The 17,240-nt window shown below is 69.0% G+C and carries 19 protein-coding genes; 16 read left to right on the forward strand and 3 right to left on the reverse strand.

The window, feature by feature from the left end; all coding sequences use genetic code 11:
• The first annotated feature begins 116 nt into the window (after nucleotides 1–116).
• The 5 genes from ACN0TP_RS04795 to ACN0TP_RS04815 all read left to right on the forward strand — a co-directional run bounded on the left by ACN0TP_RS04795 (nucleotide 117) and on the right by ACN0TP_RS04815 (nucleotide 4,098).
• Nucleotides 117–1,454 (forward strand): PspC domain-containing protein, encoded by a 1,338-nt coding sequence (locus ACN0TP_RS04795; protein ID WP_417217264.1) that lies wholly within the window; start codon nucleotides 117–119, stop codon nucleotides 1,452–1,454.
• Complete coding sequence (locus ACN0TP_RS04800; RefSeq protein WP_417217266.1) at nucleotides 1,451–1,819, forward strand: hypothetical protein; 369 nt, start codon at nucleotides 1,451–1,453, stop codon at nucleotides 1,817–1,819. The genes ACN0TP_RS04795 and ACN0TP_RS04800 overlap by 4 nt, the downstream gene beginning before the upstream one ends.
• A gap of 53 nt (nucleotides 1,820–1,872) precedes the next feature.
• Nucleotides 1,873–2,124 (forward strand): PspC domain-containing protein, encoded by a 252-nt coding sequence (locus ACN0TP_RS04805; protein WP_417217267.1) that lies wholly within the window; start codon nucleotides 1,873–1,875, stop codon nucleotides 2,122–2,124.
• Nucleotides 2,125–2,294: 170 nt separating this feature from the next.
• A complete protein-coding gene (locus ACN0TP_RS04810; protein ID WP_417217269.1) occupies nucleotides 2,295–3,323 on the forward strand; it encodes a 6-phosphofructokinase in 1,029 nt (342 codons plus the stop codon).
• A 43-nt stretch (nucleotides 3,324–3,366) separates the two neighbouring features.
• On the forward strand, nucleotides 3,367–4,098 hold the full coding sequence (locus tag ACN0TP_RS04815) for a GNAT family N-acetyltransferase (protein ID WP_417217271.1): 732 nt from the start codon (nucleotides 3,367–3,369) through the stop codon (nucleotides 4,096–4,098).
• A 41-nt stretch (nucleotides 4,099–4,139) separates the two neighbouring features.
• Here the strand turns inward: ACN0TP_RS04815 and ACN0TP_RS04820 are convergent, their stop codons facing one another.
• The 3 genes from ACN0TP_RS04820 to ACN0TP_RS04830 all read right to left on the reverse strand — a co-directional run bounded on the left by ACN0TP_RS04820 (nucleotide 4,140) and on the right by ACN0TP_RS04830 (nucleotide 6,929).
• Nucleotides 4,140–5,213, reverse strand: coding sequence for a YgfZ/GcvT domain-containing protein (locus tag ACN0TP_RS04820; protein WP_417217273.1), 1,074 nt, complete (start codon nucleotides 5,211–5,213; stop codon nucleotides 4,140–4,142).
• 1 nt (nucleotide 5,214) lies between these two features.
• Nucleotides 5,215–5,814 carry an FABP family protein gene (locus ACN0TP_RS04825; protein ID WP_417217275.1) on the reverse strand — a complete coding sequence of 200 codons (600 nt, stop codon included), beginning with the start codon at nucleotides 5,812–5,814 and terminating at the stop codon, nucleotides 5,215–5,217.
• 197 nt (nucleotides 5,815–6,011) lie between these two features.
• On the reverse strand, nucleotides 6,012–6,929 hold the full coding sequence (locus tag ACN0TP_RS04830) for a permease (protein WP_417217277.1): 918 nt from the start codon (nucleotides 6,927–6,929) through the stop codon (nucleotides 6,012–6,014).
• 124 nt (nucleotides 6,930–7,053) lie between these two features.
• Between ACN0TP_RS04830 and ACN0TP_RS04835 the strand changes: the two genes are divergently transcribed.
• The 11 genes from ACN0TP_RS04835 to ACN0TP_RS04885 all read left to right on the forward strand — a co-directional run bounded on the left by ACN0TP_RS04835 (nucleotide 7,054) and on the right by ACN0TP_RS04885 (nucleotide 17,236).
• The gene (locus tag ACN0TP_RS04835; RefSeq protein WP_417217278.1) at nucleotides 7,054–7,758 is read left to right on the forward strand and encodes a winged helix-turn-helix domain-containing protein; all 705 of its coding nucleotides are present in this window, start codon (nucleotides 7,054–7,056) and stop codon (nucleotides 7,756–7,758) included.
• Between the two features lie 19 nt (nucleotides 7,759–7,777).
• A complete protein-coding gene (gene mshD / locus ACN0TP_RS04840; protein WP_417217280.1) occupies nucleotides 7,778–8,761 on the forward strand; it encodes a mycothiol synthase in 984 nt (327 codons plus the stop codon).
• A gap of 95 nt (nucleotides 8,762–8,856) precedes the next feature.
• A complete protein-coding gene (locus tag ACN0TP_RS04845) occupies nucleotides 8,857–11,067 on the forward strand; it encodes an RNA degradosome polyphosphate kinase (protein WP_417217282.1) in 2,211 nt (736 codons plus the stop codon).
• The gene (locus tag ACN0TP_RS04850) at nucleotides 11,067–12,035 is read left to right on the forward strand and encodes an NUDIX hydrolase (RefSeq protein WP_417217283.1); all 969 of its coding nucleotides are present in this window, start codon (nucleotides 11,067–11,069) and stop codon (nucleotides 12,033–12,035) included. The genes ACN0TP_RS04845 and ACN0TP_RS04850 overlap by 1 nt, the downstream gene beginning before the upstream one ends.
• Nucleotides 12,036–12,116: 81 nt before the next feature.
• The gene (locus ACN0TP_RS04855; protein WP_417217285.1) at nucleotides 12,117–12,467 is read left to right on the forward strand and encodes a GNAT family N-acetyltransferase; all 351 of its coding nucleotides are present in this window, start codon (nucleotides 12,117–12,119) and stop codon (nucleotides 12,465–12,467) included.
• 106 nt (nucleotides 12,468–12,573) lie between these two features.
• Nucleotides 12,574–14,412, forward strand: a complete 1,839-nt coding sequence (locus ACN0TP_RS04860; protein WP_417217287.1) for a hypothetical protein — start codon at nucleotides 12,574–12,576, stop codon at nucleotides 14,410–14,412.
• Nucleotides 14,409–14,822: a GntR family transcriptional regulator gene (locus tag ACN0TP_RS04865; RefSeq protein WP_417217289.1), complete on the forward strand. Its 414-nt coding sequence runs from the start codon at nucleotides 14,409–14,411 to the stop codon at nucleotides 14,820–14,822. The genes ACN0TP_RS04860 and ACN0TP_RS04865 overlap by 4 nt, the downstream gene beginning before the upstream one ends.
• A gap of 10 nt (nucleotides 14,823–14,832) precedes the next feature.
• Entirely contained in the window at nucleotides 14,833–15,579 is a 747-nt protein-coding gene (locus ACN0TP_RS04870; protein WP_417217291.1) for a DUF1648 domain-containing protein, read from the forward strand.
• Between the two features lie 38 nt (nucleotides 15,580–15,617).
• The gene (locus ACN0TP_RS04875; RefSeq protein WP_417217293.1) at nucleotides 15,618–16,421 is read left to right on the forward strand and encodes a thymidylate synthase; all 804 of its coding nucleotides are present in this window, start codon (nucleotides 15,618–15,620) and stop codon (nucleotides 16,419–16,421) included.
• Nucleotides 16,418–17,008, forward strand: coding sequence for a dihydrofolate reductase (locus ACN0TP_RS04880; protein WP_417217295.1), 591 nt, complete (start codon nucleotides 16,418–16,420; stop codon nucleotides 17,006–17,008). The genes ACN0TP_RS04875 and ACN0TP_RS04880 overlap by 4 nt, the downstream gene beginning before the upstream one ends.
• Nucleotides 17,009–17,236, forward strand: coding sequence for an NF038396 family protein (locus ACN0TP_RS04885; protein ID WP_417217297.1), 228 nt, complete (start codon nucleotides 17,009–17,011; stop codon nucleotides 17,234–17,236).
• Nucleotides 17,237–17,240: the final 4 nt, after the last annotated feature.

A 17,240-nucleotide genomic window follows, 5' to 3' on the forward strand; every position in this document is an offset into this window, starting at 1 on the left:
CAAGCACGCCGCACCACCGCGGGGCCCGGAACCGGGGGTTCCCCCGCCCAGGATCAGGGGCCGTTCAGGGCAGACCCCGATGGTGGAGGCTCCGAACGCACGGAAGGATGGAAGACATGAACCACGCACCTGCAGAAAGTCCCTTCTTCCGCTGGATCCGGGGGCTGGGCGTCCACCGCGGCGAACGCTCCTGGATCGGCGGCGTCTCCTCCGGGCTCGGCCGGCGCTTCGGCCTCGACACCGCCTTGTCCCGGGGGCTCGTCCTGCTCATCGTCATCTTCTCGGGCGTCGGGCTGCTGCTCTACGGCGCGGCCTGGGCCCTGTTGCCCGGTCCCGACGGCCGCATCCACGCCCAGGAGGCGGGGCGCGGACACTGGAGCTCCGGCATGACAGGCGCCGTGGTCTTCGCTGCAGTCGGCCTGCTCAACGGGCCCCTGGTGCTCGGCGGCTGGCGCTTCAACGACGGCGATTCCTGGTGGGGCGAACTCGTCTGGACCGTCCTGGTCGTCGGCGCCGTCATCTGGTTCGTCTCCTCGCGGCAGTCCCGGCGCGGCGTCTCCCACCCAGGGAACGACGGCGGTGCCCCCGGTTCTGCCCCGGCTTCCCCGGCTGCCCCGGCACCCGGTGCCGATCCACAGACCGCCGCCTGGGACCCCGCCGGCTGGGACGCCACCACGCCGGGCACCGAACCCGCCACCGACCCGACGGAACCCGGCAGGGGCACCTGGCCGTACGCGCCGTCTGCCCCCGGTGCCTCACCGGTGACGGAGCGTGCCCCCATCCAACGGCCGGCACCGCGCCGGCCACACACGCCACCCCGCCCCGCCCTGTCGGGACCCACCGTTGCCATCGTCCTGGGCGTGGCGGTGCTGGTCGCCGGCGCCGTCATCCTGACGTCGATGAACTCGGTGCTGGACTACAGGGACCGCGAGGTCACGGTGGCCCTGGCAGCCGCCGCCACGGTCCTGGGTGCGGGCCTCATCGGGGCCTCGATCCGCCGGTTGCGCGGTGGCGCCCTGACCGGATTCACCATCGCCTTGCTGGTGCCGACCATCCTCGTCGGTGGCCTGGGGTTCACCGGCTCGGCGGACCGCGGCTGGCCCGGACCGGTGGCTGAACGCTCCGGCAACGACTACACCTACGTCTTCAACAAGGGCAACCTCGACCTGACCCACTATTCGCAGGACCTGGTCCAGGACACGACGCTATCGGTCACCAACGTGTTCAGCAGCCTCGACATCACCGTCCCCAACGACGTCCCCATCCAGGTCACCGGCGATTCGGCGTTCTACTCGCTGGAAGTCCACACCAATGACGGGGTCCAGAAGTACTCGGGGATCGCCCGTGACGACTCACTGGACATCAACCCCGATGCCACCGGCCCGGTCCTGCGGCTGGACATCGAGGGCGCCTTCAACTCCATCACCATCACCTCCGAGGAGGCCACACCATGAGCGACCCCACAGCCCACCCGGCACCCCACGGCGACCAGGACGGCCCCGAGCCGGCCCCCGCGGAAACCGCGAACCCCACCCAACCCACCGAACCCATCGACACGGAGAACACCGCCACCTCGACGGCACCGGCCGCATGGGACACCCCGACGCCCGAACCCAGCGGCGTCCCCCTGGGGACGCTGGTCTTCGGACTTGTCGTCGTGGCCCTGGGGCTGCTCATCCTGGTGTCCGTCTTCTACGACATCACCCTCAGCGGCAGTGCAGTGGCCATCGCCTTGTTCCTCGGCGCGGGCCTGGTCCTGATCATCGGCGGGATCATTGCCGCCCGCCGATCCGCCGGCACCGGCGGATCCGGCTCCTGATACCCTCGTCCTCCCCTGACACCGCCGTTGCACCCCACCGAAAGGACTTCCCCATGGAATCCGTCTACCGAACCCTCCGCTCCATCTCGTTCCGCCGTGGCCCCCAGCGCGTGGTCGCCGGCATCGGCGGCGGCATCGCCCGCGCCACCGGCTGGGACGTGACGATCGTGCGCATCGCCATCCTGCTCAGCTTCCTGCTGCCCTTCATCGGCCTGCCGCTGTACCTGGTGCTGTGGCTGGTGCTGCCCTTCCACGACGACTCCATCCCGTTGGAGCGCATCATCGGCGGCCAGTCCCGCCGGTAGGGCCAGCGCCCCCTCCGCCGGGCCGCGGCCCGGCATGTGACGGCCGCCGCCGCAGGTGTGGTGGCCGTCTCACCGCCCAGTTGCTAGCATCAACGGTGATGAGCTCAGTGTCGCGCTCCGAGCAAGGTCCCGAAGCCGGGACGTGAACCTGACGAAAGCACACCATCATCATGCGCATCGGAATCCTGACCAGCGGCGGCGACTGCCCCGGCCTCAACGCCGTCATCCGTGGGGCTGTCCTGAATGGCATCAAGAGCTACGACCACGAATTCGTGGGGTTCCTGGACGGCTGGCGCGGTGTCGTGGAGGGCGACACCGTGGATCTGCCCCGCGAACGGGTCCGTGGCATCTCCAAACAGGGTGGAACGATCCTGGGCACCTCCCGCACCAACCCGTTCGAGGGCGAGAACGGTGGCCCCGAACGGATCTCCGCGACCCTGGACCGGCTTGGCGTCGACGCCCTGGTCGCCATCGGCGGGGAAGGGACCCTGGCCGCCGCGAAGCGCCTGACCGACGCGGGCCTGAAGATCGTCGGCGTCCCCAAGACCATCGACAACGACCTGGACGCCACCGACTACACCTTCGGCTTCGACACCGCGGTCGCCATCGCCACCGAGGCCATCGACCGGCTGCGCACCACCGGCGAATCCCACCACCGGTGCATGGTCGCCGAGGTCATGGGCCGCCACGTCGGCTGGATCGCCCTGCACTGCGGCATGGCCGCCGGGGCCCACGCAATCCTGATCCCCGAGCAGGGGATCAGCATGGACCAGATCAACGAATGGGTCCGTGAGGCACTGGACCGCGGGCGAGCACCGCTGGTCGTGGTCGCCGAGGGCTTCGTCCCCGAGGGTGCGGATGAGGCCTACTCCGATCGCGGCCTGGACGCCTTCGGACGCCCCCGGCTCGGGGGGATCGGCGAGCAGCTGGCGTTCAGGATCGAGGCGGAGACGGGCATCGAATCACGGGCCACGGTGCTCGGACACATCCAGCGCGGCGGCGTCCCCAGCGCGTTTGACCGGGTCCTGGCGACCCGCCTGGGCATGGCCTCCGTCGATGCAGTCCACGATTCGGCGTGGGGGAACATGGTCGCCCTGCGCGGAACCAACATCCACCGTGTCCCCTTCCAGGCGGCCCTGAACAACCTCAAACGTGTCCCCCAGCACCGCTACGACGAGGCAGCCGTCCTCTTCGGATAGCCGCTGCCCGCCCCCTCCCGGGCAGGTCAGTAGGCTGGGAGGCATGGAATTGGAGACCGGCACGCGTGCCATCATCGCCCTGGCCTGGGCTCGGCGCCTGCACATGGCCGACTCCGCACTGGCCACCGTGGCCCTGGGCACCGAGGACGTGCGCATCAACCACCGTGACGAGCACGCCACGGCTGTCACCTTCGTGCGCTTCATGGGCGGTTCGGTGCTGGCCGGGCCGCAGTGGCTGCTCCGGGCCGCCGCCGGCATCCACGACGAGGAACTGGCCGCCGAGTCGGTGCTGCTGGGGCTGATCCGCTCCCACGGGGACATGGCGGCCCGCGGGCTGGGCGAATCCCTGCTGTACTACTCGGACCAGCCGCCCGCCGTGGAGGAGTCGACCTCGACGCTCGTCTCGCAGGAGCCGGGCACCGCCGTCGAGCTCGAGGCCCTGTGCCCGCGCGATGACCTGGCCGGCGTCCACCTCTCCGAGCAGGCCAAGACCTTCACCCTGGTCGCCGAAGACGGGAATGCGCCCCTCTCCGGGGGCGGCTACACGGTGTGGGAGGGGCTCATCGCCGACCTGGCGGTGCTCACGGCACCGTCGTTGCGTCGGCACGGACTGGGCACCTACATCGCAGCCATCGCCGCCGACGATGCACTGGCGGAGGGGTTCGTGGCGCAGTTCCGGGCGGACATCAACAACAAGGCAGCCCAGCTGATGGCCGATGCGCTCGGATTCGCGCTGGCCGGATCGCTCACGCGCGTCGGGTTGGGCAGCCAATAGAGGGCACGACGCCGACACGGCACCTTCGCCCCCGGCTGTGCCTACCGGGGTGGGCGGAGGAAGCCTGTGGCCCGTCCGACGACCTGTCCGGCATCGGTGGCCACGATGGTCTCCTGGTTGGCCGGGTAGTCCTCGTCGCCGTCGCGCACGGTCAGTGTCGCTGTGGGATCGGTGTTGCGCCGGATGGTGGCCAGCGCAATGGGGCCCGCCTCATAGTGCAATGCCACCGAGGTGACCTTGCCGACGACCTTCTCCCCCAGCCGCACCTCGCTGCCAACGGCGGGATGGGTATGCACGCTGCCATCCAGGTGCAGGAACACGATCCGACGCGGCGGATGCCCGAGGTTGTGCACGCGGGCGATGGTCTCCTGGCCCTTGTAGCACCCCTTCTCCAGGTGCACTGCGGTGCGCAGAAGGTCCAGCTCATGGGGAATCGACTTCTCGTCGGCGTCAGTGCTCACGCGCGGCCGCCAGGCCGCGATGCGCAGGGCCTCAACCGCCATGGTCCCGGCGAGCCGCAGGTCACCGACGGCGGTCTCCAGTTCCGCACGCGGGACCAGGTATTCGATCCAGACCCGTCCGGTGGCCGGGTGCCCGGGCGCCGAGTAGGCATACCCGCCGCGGCTCACTCCGGGCCAGGGATCCCGCCAGGACAGGCGCGGGGCCAGCGAGGCAATGGGGGCCCCGGCGCCGATCACCGCCCAGTCGTCCGTGACGTCGTGGATCTCGACGCGGAGCATGAAGCGCATGGAATCCAGCCAGGCGGCCAGCGGGGCCGCCTCAGCGCCCTCGACCAGCAGCCAGGTGCTGTCGCCGTCGTCCACGACCCGGCAGTCGTACTCGACCCGTCCCTGCAGGGTCAGGAACAGTGCCTCGGTGCCCTGTCCCGGCTCCAGGCCCAGCAGCAACTGGCTGGACAGGTTGTTCAGCCACGACAGGCGGTCGGGGCCGGTGACGGTGACGACACCACGGTGGGACAGGTCCGCGACGGCCTCCCCGCGGTCCAACCGCCGCTGTTCCGGCAGCGGTTCGCCGTAATGCAACGCGACGCCGGCATCACTGCCGGTGCCCTCCACGGCCCCGGGCCGGTCCAACAGGGGTGAACGCCAGGTCATCTCAGGCCTGCTTCGCCAGGGCCGCCGAGGCATGGGCGGCCAGCGGTTCGCCGCCGGCTGCGACGTCCCAGCGCCAGAACAGCTGGCCATTGACCAGACCGTACATGCGAGTGGCGGAGGTGAAGTCGCGCGAGTTCGGTCCGCGGACGACCATGTCGGTGGCCAATTCGATCCGTGGCCCGTTGATGTTGCCGTAGTACAGCTCGCACACCCCGCGCGGGTGGGCGATGTTCACCACGATGTTGAAGCCGCCTTCGGGGGCCCGCAACGCCTCGACGTCGTCGGCCGAGCGCAGCGCCGGGACGATCTCCCCGGGAACCATGCCCGGTCCGCCGTCGGCATCCTGCAGGGGACGGTCCAGGGACCAATATCCCTGTTCGGTCGCCAATGGGCGCAGCTTGTTCCCCTGCTCGTCGCTGAGCCAGCTGGCGGCCCGGTAGGTCAGGTACGGCGAGCCGTCGTCGATGAATTCGACGTGCTGGACGAAGTGGGCGTCCTCGCCCTCGCCTTCGCCCAGCCGGCCGGCACCTTCCCAGGTCCCGATGAGCCAGGAGAGCGGGACGAGCTCGGGGGTCAGATCTGTGGGGATCTCAATGGGCATGCAGTATCGGCCTGGTTACTTCTGGCCCTTGAACAGGCGGGTGACGACCAGGCCCGCGAACCCGGCCATGCCCAGTCCGGCGAGCACCAGGAGGGTGATGAAGAAGATCTCGAGAGCCATGTAATTCGATTCCATGCCACCATCCTAACGCCGTGCCGAGGGGAAATGGATTCGGTGACGGACCGTGGACACCGGGGTCAGTGCAGCAGCAGCCGCTCCGTGTAGTAGACCAGCGCTCCGGAGGCGATCACTGCCGCGATGCCACCGGCAATCGCCCCCCAGGGGTCAAGGACGGCGGTGGCCGGGCCGGCGTTCGCGGCGGTGGCGGCCGGTACCGGCGATCCCGCGGCGGCGTCGTCCTCGTCCCCCGGTTCGGTGTCGGCTGGGACCACCGGTTCAGTGGGTGCCCCGGGGACTCCGGGGGCGGCCGGGGCGATCGTGCTGCCGCGCAGCACCGAGGCCTCGGAGACGAGCATCACACGCAGGCACACGACGACGGCGCCCACCACCGCGCCGACGACCGCACCGGGCAGCACGCTGACGTCGGCGGAGAGGCCGCTGGAGATGCCGCCGACCAGGACCGCTGCCAGCAGTCCCAACGGTGCAGTGATGCGGGCCGGCCAGTTCAGGGAGCAGACCAGCACCGCTGCGGCCAGGCTGAACCCCGACAGGAGCATCATCGAGCCATCCGCGGCGTTGGGGGCCAACCGGTCGGCCCCGACCCAGCCGCTGCCGAAGACAGCGATGAGAACCCCCACGCACCCGCCCAGCGTCGATTCGAGCCGCCGGCTCTCACCGGTGCCGCGCAACAGCTGCGTGAGAAAGACCAGGACCACCCCCACGGCGCAGAAGGACCCCATCCATTGCAGCGGCGACAAGGAGGCGGCCAATGCCGCAGTCGTCGCCGACCCGATGCCGGCGAGCGCTATGACGAGTCCCAGCGGCAGCGGGGCCGGCAGCCCGATCAGCCGGGGAAAGCCCAGGGCGAAGACCGCGACGCAGACACACAGCACGGCCCACATGGCCCAGCTGCCGGCCACCGGACCGGCATAACTTGAGGCAACGAGGGCGGCGATCGACAGCAGTGACGCGGCGGCAAAGGTTTTGGTTCTCACGTCATACATCCTGCCTCATCGGCCGCTGGCTGTGGGGCGGCGGGGCACCCCACATATACTGTCAACAACTTCCGGTCCCAACGTCGCGCATCGGTCCGTAAGGCGTGGGAAAGGACGTCACCGCATGGCCAGCATCCTGTTGCTCACGAACGCGCCCGGCTCATCAGTGGGCGTGCTGCCAGCCTTGGAGCTGCTCTCGCACGAGGTGAAGATCCTGCCGGCCGCCTCGGCGACCCTGTTGCAGCTGCCCGTGGTCGACATCATCATGCTCGACGCCCGCAAGGACCTCGCCACCGCACGCTCCCTGTGCCAGCTGGCGCGCAGCACCGGCGTGGAGACCCCTGTCATCCTGATCCTGACCGAGGGCGGCATGGCGGCCGTCTCGGCCCTGTGGCAGGCCAACGACGTGGTCCTGGAGACGGCGGGTCCGGCCGAGGTCGAGGCCAGGTTGCGCCTGGTGACCTCCCTGTCGGCGGCGACCGCCAACCAGGAGGCCGCCGAGATCAGGGCCGGCGGCGTCGTCATCAACGAGGCCAGCTACACCGCCCGCGTACACGGGGCGCCGTTGAACCTGACCTACAAGGAATTCGAGCTGCTCAAGCATCTCGCGTTGCATCCGGGGATCGTGTTCAGCCGCGACCAGCTGCTGCATGAGGTGTGGGGTTACGACTATTACGGAGGCACCCGCACCGTCGATGTGCATGTGCGCCGGCTGCGCGCCAAGCTCGGCGCCGACCACGAGCAGCTCATCGGCACGGTGCGCAACGTCGGCTACCGGTTCGCCCCGGCACGCACCGAGGACGAGGCCCCGGCTGCACAAGAGGGCTGAGCGCGGCTATGTTGGTTCCATGAGCGCGACCCAGAGCACCGATTGGACCATCACCACCGCGACCGGCCGCCCCGATGGCGGGCTGCTGCGGCGGATCGCCACGCTGGCCGCCGACGCCGAGGACACCGACGGCAACCCACCGCTGAGCGAACAGACGCTGGTGGACCTGCGCACGTGCGAGGCCGACGGCGGCCTGCTGCTCGTTGCCGCCTGGCTGGCCGATGACGAGGGCCAGCCCTCCGGCGAACTCATCGGCGTGGCCGTCGCCGTCGTCTCCTCCGGCGGGGAGCCGGGCACCCTGGAGATCGTCGTCCACCCCGAATACCGCAACGACGGCATCGGCGCCGCCCTGCTGGCCACCCTCGCCGCGCAGAAGCCCGCCGGGCAGCTGCAGGCCTGGTCCCACGGCAACCACGAGGCAGCGGCCCGGCTGGCCCAGCACCACGGGTACGCCCCGGTGCGCGAGCTGTGGAAGATGCGCCTGATGCACGACGCCGGCCTGCCGGCTGCGAGGATGCCCGACGGATACCGGTTGCGCACCTTCGTTCCCGGCCAGGACGAGCAACCCTGGTTGGACGCCAACGCCGCTGCCTTTGCCCACCATGCCGAACAGGGGGCGATGACCGCCGGTGACCTGCGGGCCCGCATGGAGGAGGACTGGTTCGATCCGGAGGGCTTCCTGCTCGCCGAGGCCGCCGACGGCTCGATTGCCGGGTTCCACTGGACCAAGGTCCACCCGGCCATGAAGAGCCCCACCACCGGGGAGCACCAGGCGGTCGGGGAGGTCTACGTCGTCGGCGTCGTGCCCTCCGCCCAGGGCACGGGGCTCGGTCGCGCCCTGACCATTGCCGGCATCGAACATCTGCGCTCCCGGGGGCTGTCAGCGGTGATGCTCTACGTGGATGCCGACAACACGGCGGCCGTCGGCCTCTACCGCCAGCTCGGTTTCACCCGCTGGGACGTCGACGTGATGTACGCGCAGGGGACCCCCACCGCCGGGTAAGGTATTTGCGTACGCATAGGCGCGCCTGCGCCGGTGGTGTGGGCACGACGATTGCTGCTACTCCCCCAGACGATGTGCACGTGAGGACGGACCCGATGGACACCACCCCCGTTACGGCCGCGAGTTTCGGCGACGGCGACATGCCCTCGGCCCGGGCTACCCAGGACCGCATCGAGCTCCCCGAATTCGATCCGCCGCTGGCCCCGGAGGGCAACTTCACGCTCGACCGTTTCCTGGATCGGGAGACCAGCTGGCTGGACTTCAATGCCCGGGTGCTCGAACTGGCCGAGGACCCCGACCTGTACCTGCTGGAGCGGATCAACTTCCTGTCGATCTTTGCCTCGAACCTTGACGAGTTCTTCATGGTGCGCGTGGCAGGCCTCAAGCGGCGCATCGCCACCGGTCTGGCGGTGCCGTCCGCCGCCGGGGTGAGCCCGATCGACCAGCTCCAGGAGATCCTGGAACGCGCCAAGGACCTGCAGCTGCGCCATGCCCGCGTGTTTGCCGAGGAACTGCGCCCGGCGCTGGCCGCCGAACAGCTGCAGATCACGCGCTGGCACCAGCTGGACCAGGCAGCCCAGGAGGAGATCAGCCGCTGGTTCGTCGCCCAGGTCTTCCCCGTCCTCACCCCGCTGGCTGTCGACCCGGCCCACCCCTTCCCCTACATCTCCGGCCTGTCCCTGAACCTTGCGGTCATCGTCCGCAACCCGGTCAGCGGCAAGGAGCTCTTCGCCCGGCTCAAGGTCCCGGGCGTGCTGCCCCGGTTGATCTCCGTCGATGGTCCCCGCGCCGGGAACTCGGCGGGCCGCCTGGCACGGTTCATCCCGCTCGAGGACGTCATCTCCCAGCACCTTGAGTACCTCTTCCCGGGCATGGAGGTCGTCGAACACCACACGTTCCGCGTCACCCGCAACGAGGACCTCGAGGTCGAGGAGGACGACGCCGAAAACCTGCTGCAGGCGCTCGAAAAGGAGCTGCTTCGCCGCCGTTTCGGCCCTCCGGTGCGCCTGGAGGTCGCCAGCGACATCAACCCGACCATCCGTGACCTGCTGGTGCGCGAACTCGGCGTCGAGGAGGACGAGGTGTTCGAACTGCCCGCGCCGCTTGACCTGCGCGGGCTCTCGGTCATCGCCGGGATCGACCGTTCGGACCTGCACTACCCGAAGCAGCTGGCCCACACCAGCCGGTTCCTCAACGAATCAGAGACCTCCAAGGCGGCCAACGTCTTCGCCGCCATGCGGCGGCGCGACATCCTGCTGCACCACCCCTACGATTCATTCTCCACCTCCGTCCAGGCGTTCCTGGAACAGGCGGCCGCCGACCCGAAGGTGCAGGCGATCAAGCAGACCCTGTACCGCACCTCCGGCGATTCCCCCATCGTCGATGCCCTGATCGACGCGGCGGAAGCCGGCAAGCAGGTGCTGGCCCTGGTGGAGATCAAGGCCCGTTTCGATGAACAGGCGAACATCTCCTGGGCACGCAAGCTCGAGGAAGCCGGCGTCCACGTGGTCTACGGCATCGTCGGGTTGAAGACCCACTCGAAACTCTCGTTGGTGATCCGCCGGGAAGGGGACCGGCTGCGCCGCTACTGCCACATCGGCACCGGAAACTACCACCCCCGCACGGCCAGGTACTACGAGGACCTGGGCTTGCTGACCACCGATGAGCAGGTCGGCGAGGACCTGTCCCGGCTGTTCAACCAGCTCTCCGGCTACGCGCCACGTTCCACCTTCAAGCGCCTGCTCGTGGCACCGCGGTCGCTGCGCTCGGGCCTGCTGGACCGGATCGAACAGGAAATCCAGCAGCGTGAAGCAGGCCATGACGCCCGTGTGGTGATCAAGGTCAACTCCATGGTCGACGAGGCCATCATCGACTCCCTCTACCGGGCCAGCCAGGCCGGCGTCCAGGTCGACGTGGTCGTCCGCGGCATCTGCTCCCTGCGCCCCGGCGTCCCGGGGCTGAGCGAGAACATCAGGGTCCGCTCCATCCTGGGCCGCTTCCTGGAGCACTCCCGGGTGTTCGCCTTCCACAACGGCGGCGAACAGGTCGTCTACATCGGTTCGGCTGACATGATGCACCGCAACCTGGACCGCCGGGTCGAGGCCCTGGTCCGGTTGTCCAACAAGGACGACATCGCCGAACTGATGCGCATCCTGGACCGGTACCTCGACGAGCGCACCGCCAGCTGGCACCTGGATGCCGACGGCGCCTGGACCCGCCACCATGTCGGCCCCGATGGCGAGCCGCTCTCCGATGTCCAGTCCTGGCTGCTCGAATCGCGCCAGCGGTGGGCGGCGCGCCGCTGATGCCGCTCGTCCTGCGATCCTCCGATGACCCGATCGTCACCGGGGGCGCCGTGAAGGTGTTCGCTGCCGGGGCCGTGCCGTGGCGTGTCGGTGACGGGGGCCTCCAGGTCCTGATGATCCACCGTGACAAGTACGACGACTGGTCCTGGCCCAAGGGCAAGCTCGATAACGGCGAGACCATCCCGCAGTGCGCGGTCCGCGAGGTCCGCGAGGAGGTCGGCCTGGAGATCGCCCTCGGCATTCCCCTGCCGGCCATCCGCTACCCGGTGGCCTCGGGCCAGAAGGTCGTCTACTACTGGGCGGCCGACGCGACGGGGCTGGTGGCCGTCCCCGACGGCCACGAAGTCGACTCGTGCCGCTGGGTGTCTCCGGCGGAGGCCCGCCGCTGGCTGGCGAACCCCTCGGACATCGACCCGCTGGACGCGCTGGAGGCCGCCTACATCGCCGGCCGGCTGGCGACGGTTCCCTTCATCGTCATCCGCCATGCCAAGGCCAAGCCGCGGGCCAGCTGGACGCAGGAAGAGGGCAAGCGCCCGCTCGCGGCCACCGGCAAACGCCAGGCCCTGGAGGTCGACGCCCTCTTGTCCGCCTGGAAACCGCGCCGCGTCGCCAGCAGCCCCTGGACGCGCTGCATCCAAACGGTCTCCCCCTACCTCAAGCGCAACGACCTGGGCGTCAAGCTGGTGACGGCCCTGACCGAACACGAGGCACTGCGCAAGCCGGAGAACGTGCGCAAGGCGGTGCGCAAGCTGATGAACAAGGGAATCGCCCAGGCCCTGTGCACCCACCGGCCCGTGCTGCCGATCGTCTTCGCTGCCCTGGCCGAGCGGCTTCCCGGCCAACTGGCCAGGATCCTGCCGTCCATCGACCCGTACCTGCGCCCCGGCGCGCTGGTGGTCATCCACCAGCCGGTTCAGAAGCTGCGCAAACCGGTGTCCGTGGAGGTCTTCGAGACCTTCGAGGACTGATCCGCCACCGGCCTGCTCTGGTCCCCCGGCCGCGGCGCCGAGTAGGCTCGGGGGACCAGGTATCCGCCCCCAGGAGGTAACGTGAACGCCGACCACCCAGGTCAGCCGGCCGTACCGGGCCAGCGCCCGGAAAAGATCGTCCATGAGGCCCTGCGCATGGAGCACGACGCCGACCGCGGACGCTACGCACTATGGCACCGCGATGTCTTCATCGGGATCCTCGGCTACAGCACCGACCCGGCCACCGGCATCGTGACCCTGCAGCACACCATCATCGACGAGGCCCACGGCCGCCGCGGCTATGCCCGCGCCCTGGTCACGATGGTGCTGGACGAGTTGCGGGCGGCCGGGACCAGGATCATCCCGGAGTGCAGCTACGTGCAGGACTATCTGGACCGCTACCCCGAATACCAGGACATGGTCGCCGAATAGCAGGGCACGACGGCGGTCCCCCGCCGATACAACCCAGCTCTCCCCTTGCACAACGTTTGTGTCAATGATTCAATACATTGATACAAACGTTGGGAAGGGCTGAGCCATGAACGAATGGGCCACCACGGGCCAGGCACCCGCCATTGCCCTCATGATCGCCGTCGGTGCCGTACTGCTGTACGGGTTCCTCCGGCTCCAGGCCCGGACCCCGGTCTCCGGCGATCCCCGCAGATCGGCCCGGACCCACGCTTTGTGGACCGCCATCATTGCGTTCTTCGCCTCCAGCACCTCGGCGTTGACAGCACTGGTGCGGGTCCCCGCGCCGACCCAGGGCACCGACGGCCACGGCACCTATTGGACCTCCATCGACCCCGCGGGCCACACGACCCTGGGCCTGGCATGGATCGCCGCCTCCCCCGGGCTCTGGCTCGGCCTCGTGTACATCCTGGCCCAGTTCACCTGGCCGCGGCCCCACACGCGCGTGCGGACCGCAACGCTGGAAGCCAGGACACTGCGGGACCATCTGCCTCCCGTCTTGACGGGGATCTTCGCCTCCTTCTCCCTCCTGGGCCTCGGAGCCGTCGCCTGGGCCTGGGCCAGCCCGGCCGTTCCGCCGATTCCGGGACGTGAGGTGACCCAAGACGGTGCCGACGGCGGCACGGTCGTCTCCACATCGGTGCGGGCCATCGACGGCCTCCGCCCGGGGACAGAGTCCGGCCCCTGGCTGTTGTCGGCGCTTCTCCTGGCCGTCGCCGCCACCGGGATCGCCGCCCTGGTGATCGTCAAGCGGCGCCCGCTGTCCGGCCTCTCCGGCAACGGCAACCACACTCTCCGCCTTATCGGGCTCAACCGCCTGTTGCGGACTGCCATCCTCGTGGTGGGAGGCATCATGGTCACGGCTGCCGGTTCAGCCATGGCAGCTGCCCAATATGCTGCGCTGGACACCGAAGCCTGGAGCAACCGCGGCGGCCTGATGGTCGGTGCCGCGGCGTCGGGCGCGGACAAGCCCTGGGGGTGGCTGGTCACGGTACTGGCCATCGGCCAGTACGCGGTCCTGGTCGCCATGGCTGCCGCGGCCCCGCCACGGCTCCGGGCGGCTGACGAACCCGTGGGCACCCTGGGAACCGCGCACCTCCCGGGAAGTTTCACCGCCGGGCTCCAGCTGCTCACCAGGACCCACGTCTTCGCGGTGGCACTTGCCACCATCCCCCTGGCCGGCGCGCTGCTGGCCCTTCCCGGCTTCGTCGATCCCGTCATGCGCTTCCCGGCTCCCGCCTTGTCCGGGATCGAAGGTCCCCTGGTCTTCGCGAGCCTTCCCTTTGCCTTCTATTTCCTCTGCATGTCGGGTGTCGAGGCGCTGCTGCGTCGCGGCCACTGCCCGCCACGCGGCGCGCGCCCGGCGACGTCGAAATTTCCGCCGACACGTCTTCCGGCCTGGGCGTGGCGCGTGGGCGTCATCGCGTACACCGTGGCGCTCGTCCTCTCAGTGCTCACGCCCCACGGGGACCGGTCACTTGTCGTCTCGCTGTCCGTGGGCCTGGTGGTCTCATCGCTCCCCGCGGCGGGCTGGTGGCTGATGGTGCGGAACCGCCCGCCCCTGGGCCGTGCGAGCACCCACGAAGACCTCCGGCTGCGGGGCCTCAGCCGGCATCGAATCCTCCGACTGGGCGCGGCAAACCTGTTCATGGCCACCGGAATGATCGTGCTGATGGATTCGGCATCCTGGTTCCATGGCGCCGCCATGCTCGGAAACGACGGCGGCCCGCTGACGTGGCAGGCCATCCGCTGGACTGGCAGCTCCCTGCTGTTCACCGTGGCGGCGCTGACGATGTTCCTGCCCTCCGCGGAGTTCTCCCGGACGGCGCAGGATTCCTCCGGTCCGGAGCCGGGCACAGGCCGGACCGAGGGCAACCTCCCCCAGCCGGGGAACGGACTGAAGCGATGACCACCTCGATCACCGTCGACCTGGAAGGGGCCGTCCCTCCTTTCGAACAAATCCGCCGGCAGATCGCCTCCCTCATCGCCATTGGTGAACTCGCTCCCGGAGACCGGTTGCCGACGGTCCGCGCATTGGCAGCCGACCTGGGGGTTGCCGTCGGGACGGTGAGCCGCGCCTACAAGGAGCTGGAGGGCTCCGGGGTCCTGCAGTCGCGACGTCGCCTCGGCACCACCGTTGCGCCCCGGCAGCCACGGACCCCAACAGCAGCTCCAGCCGACGGCGGCAACGCGGAGCTGGAAACGGCCATCCGCGCCCTCATCGACGCTGCCCGACGGTCCGCAGTGGACGACGAAACCGTCGTCGACCTGGTTCGGGGCAGTCTCGCGCAATCCGGACGGACCGCCCAGACACCGTAGACTCGACGGCATGGGGACCGTCACCGAGCAGGAACTCACCCGCAGACGCTGGCACCTGTGGGTGGCCTTCCCGCTGGCCGCTGTCATCCTGCTGGGCACCCACCTCTATGGCCTGTCCCTGTACGCGGGCCTGCCCGATACCATTCCCACGCACTGGGGGCCCTCCGGTGCCCCGGATGCCTTTGATGCCAAGTCCCCCGCCACCGTCTTCGGCATGTTGTGGATCGGCCTCGGAATGACGGCACTCATGGCCTTCCTTGCCGCCATCATCCCCGCCTTATCGCCGGCCCGGGCCGAGCCCTCGCAGTATCGCAGGATCCAGCGCGAGGGCATGATCCGCGGAACCATGGGCGGCTTGGGAATCACCACTGTCCTGCTGGCCGCCCTCTTTTCCAGCCTGGCCATCGAGAGCTGGCTGCGTCCCGAGTACATGGGCGGCTGGTTTGCCGTGCTGTTTGCCGCGATCATCCTGGTGGCCATCGCCTGGGCGTTCTGGCGTGGATCCCGGTGGGCCGCGCAGCGGGCCGAAACGGCCGGGATCCGTCCCGACGCCGATGAGGCAGCCGAGGATCGCCTGTGGCTCTGGGGAGGGATCTTCTACAACAACCCCGCAGATCCCCAGATCATGGTGGCCAAACGCGAAGGCACCGGAACCGGTTTGACCGTCAATGTCGGGAGCCGGGGCGGGAAGTGGGCGGTGGCGGTCTTCCTGTTGCTCCTCGTCGGACTACCCGCCGGCTTGATGCTGGGGACGTAGCCAAGTATGGGTTGCACCAGGCCGGTAGACTGTCGGGCGTGACTATTCCTACCCCGTACGAGGACCTGCTGCGCGATGTGCTGGAGAACGGCACCCCCAAATCCGATCGGACGGGCACCGGGACACGCAGCGTGTTCGGCCGGCAGATCCGGTTCGACCTGGGCGCGGGTTTCCCGTTGATCACCACCAAACGTGTCCACTTCAAGTCGGTGGCCGCCGAGCTGTTGTGGTTCCTGCGCGGGGAATCCAACGTGTCATGGCTGCAGGAACAGGGCGTGCGGATCTGGAACGAGTGGGCCGACGAGAACGGCGAACTCGGCCCGGTCTACGGGGTCCAGTGGCGGTCCTGGCCGACGGCCAACGGTGGGCATATCGACCAGATCACCCAGGTGGTCGAAGCGCTGAAGACCAACCCGGATTCGCGTCGCCACCTGGTCTCCGCCTGGAATGTCTCCGAGCTGGAGAACATGGCGTTGCCACCGTGCCACGTGTTCTTCCAATTCCATGTCGCCAACGGCAAGCTGTCCTGCCAGCTCTACCAGCGCAGCGCCGACATGTTCCTCGGCGTTCCCTTCAACATTGCCTCCTACGCCCTGCTGACCCACATGGTCGCCCAGCAGGTCGGCCTCGAGGTCGGCGAATTCATTTGGACCGGCGGGGACGTGCACATCTACGACAACCACCTGGACCAGGTCAACGAACAACTCGGACGCGAGCCCTACGACTACCCGCAACTGCGTCTGGCCAGAACACCGCAGAGCATCCTGGACTACGCCCTGGAGGATTTCGAGGTCGTCGGCTACCAACACCACCCCACCATCAAGGCGCCGGTGGCCGTATGAGTCGCCACGCAGCAGTTGCCGCGCCGTCGGCCGAGCCGGGACACCGCGGCGAGCGGTCCCCCGGGACGGCGCGCGTGGGGATGATCTGGGCCCAGACCTCCGGCGGGATCATCGGCAACGAGGGATCCATGCCCTGGCATCTGCCCGAGGACATGGCCCACTTCAAGAACACCACCTGGGGCCACCCGGTCATCATGGGTCGACGCACCTGGGATTCGATCCCCGCCAGGTTCCGCCCCTTCGGCGGACGCACCAACATCGTGCTGACCTCCGATGCCGCCACCGCGGCCGAGGCAACCAGCGTCGGCGCCGCCGTCGTGCATTCCCCCCAGGAGGGACTCGAAACGGCTGCGGGCGCCGAGGGGGCCGACGAGATCTGGATCTGCGGCGGCGGACAGGTCTATGAGGCCTACGAGCCGTACGCCGATACCGCGATGGTTACGGTCATCAACATCGACGCGGAGGGCGACACCCGCGCGCCCCGGCTGCCGGAGTCCTGGAAACTCGTGCTCAGTGAGCCCGCTGAGGGCTGGCTCACCGCAGCCAACGGCAGCGAATACCGCCACGAACTCTGGGAGCGCAGCTAGGTGAAGGAAGCCTTCAGGGAACTGACGTCCAAGCCAGAACCGCTCTTCGCCCTCGGTTTCATGCTCTTCCCCCTCCTGGGGCTGATCTGCGCGGCGCTGGGTCTGTGGATGATCATCACCGGCACCGTCATCGGCGGGATCATCGTGTTGTTCACCATCACCCAGGTCTTCGCCTTCGGCGCGTTCTGGGCGATCAACCGCCGCGCCAGGATCCTCGCCGACCAGTAGGGCA

The organism is Arthrobacter sp., from assembly GCF_048266065.1.
In the GTDB taxonomy this organism is placed as follows: domain Bacteria; phylum Actinomycetota; class Actinomycetes; order Actinomycetales; family Micrococcaceae; genus Arthrobacter_H.

Coding starts and splice junctions, on each gene's coding strand:
- ACN0TP_RS04850 (WP_417217283.1), top strand. CDS start 11,067: ATGCCGCTCGTCCTGCGATCCTCCGATGACCCGATCGTCACCGGGGGC.
- ACN0TP_RS04825 (WP_417217275.1), bottom strand. CDS start 5,814: ATGCCCATTGAGATCCCCACAGATCTGACCCCCGAGCTCGTCCCGCTC.
- ACN0TP_RS04835 (WP_417217278.1), top strand. CDS start 7,054: ATGGCCAGCATCCTGTTGCTCACGAACGCGCCCGGCTCATCAGTGGGC.
- ACN0TP_RS04820 (WP_417217273.1), bottom strand. CDS start 5,213: ATGACCTGGCGTTCACCCCTGTTGGACCGGCCCGGGGCCGTGGAGGGC.
- ACN0TP_RS04845 (WP_417217282.1), top strand. CDS start 8,857: ATGGACACCACCCCCGTTACGGCCGCGAGTTTCGGCGACGGCGACATG.
- ACN0TP_RS04810 (WP_417217269.1), top strand. CDS start 2,295: ATGCGCATCGGAATCCTGACCAGCGGCGGCGACTGCCCCGGCCTCAAC.
- ACN0TP_RS04880 (WP_417217295.1), top strand. CDS start 16,418: ATGAGTCGCCACGCAGCAGTTGCCGCGCCGTCGGCCGAGCCGGGACAC.
- ACN0TP_RS04870 (WP_417217291.1), top strand. CDS start 14,833: ATGGGGACCGTCACCGAGCAGGAACTCACCCGCAGACGCTGGCACCTG.
- mshD (WP_417217280.1), top strand. CDS start 7,778: ATGAGCGCGACCCAGAGCACCGATTGGACCATCACCACCGCGACCGGC.
- ACN0TP_RS04815 (WP_417217271.1), top strand. CDS start 3,367: ATGGAATTGGAGACCGGCACGCGTGCCATCATCGCCCTGGCCTGGGCT.
- ACN0TP_RS04860 (WP_417217287.1), top strand. CDS start 12,574: ATGAACGAATGGGCCACCACGGGCCAGGCACCCGCCATTGCCCTCATG.
- ACN0TP_RS04805 (WP_417217267.1), top strand. CDS start 1,873: ATGGAATCCGTCTACCGAACCCTCCGCTCCATCTCGTTCCGCCGTGGC.
- ACN0TP_RS04795 (WP_417217264.1), top strand. CDS start 117: ATGAACCACGCACCTGCAGAAAGTCCCTTCTTCCGCTGGATCCGGGGG.
- ACN0TP_RS04800 (WP_417217266.1), top strand. CDS start 1,451: ATGAGCGACCCCACAGCCCACCCGGCACCCCACGGCGACCAGGACGGC.
- ACN0TP_RS04865 (WP_417217289.1), top strand. CDS start 14,409: ATGACCACCTCGATCACCGTCGACCTGGAAGGGGCCGTCCCTCCTTTC.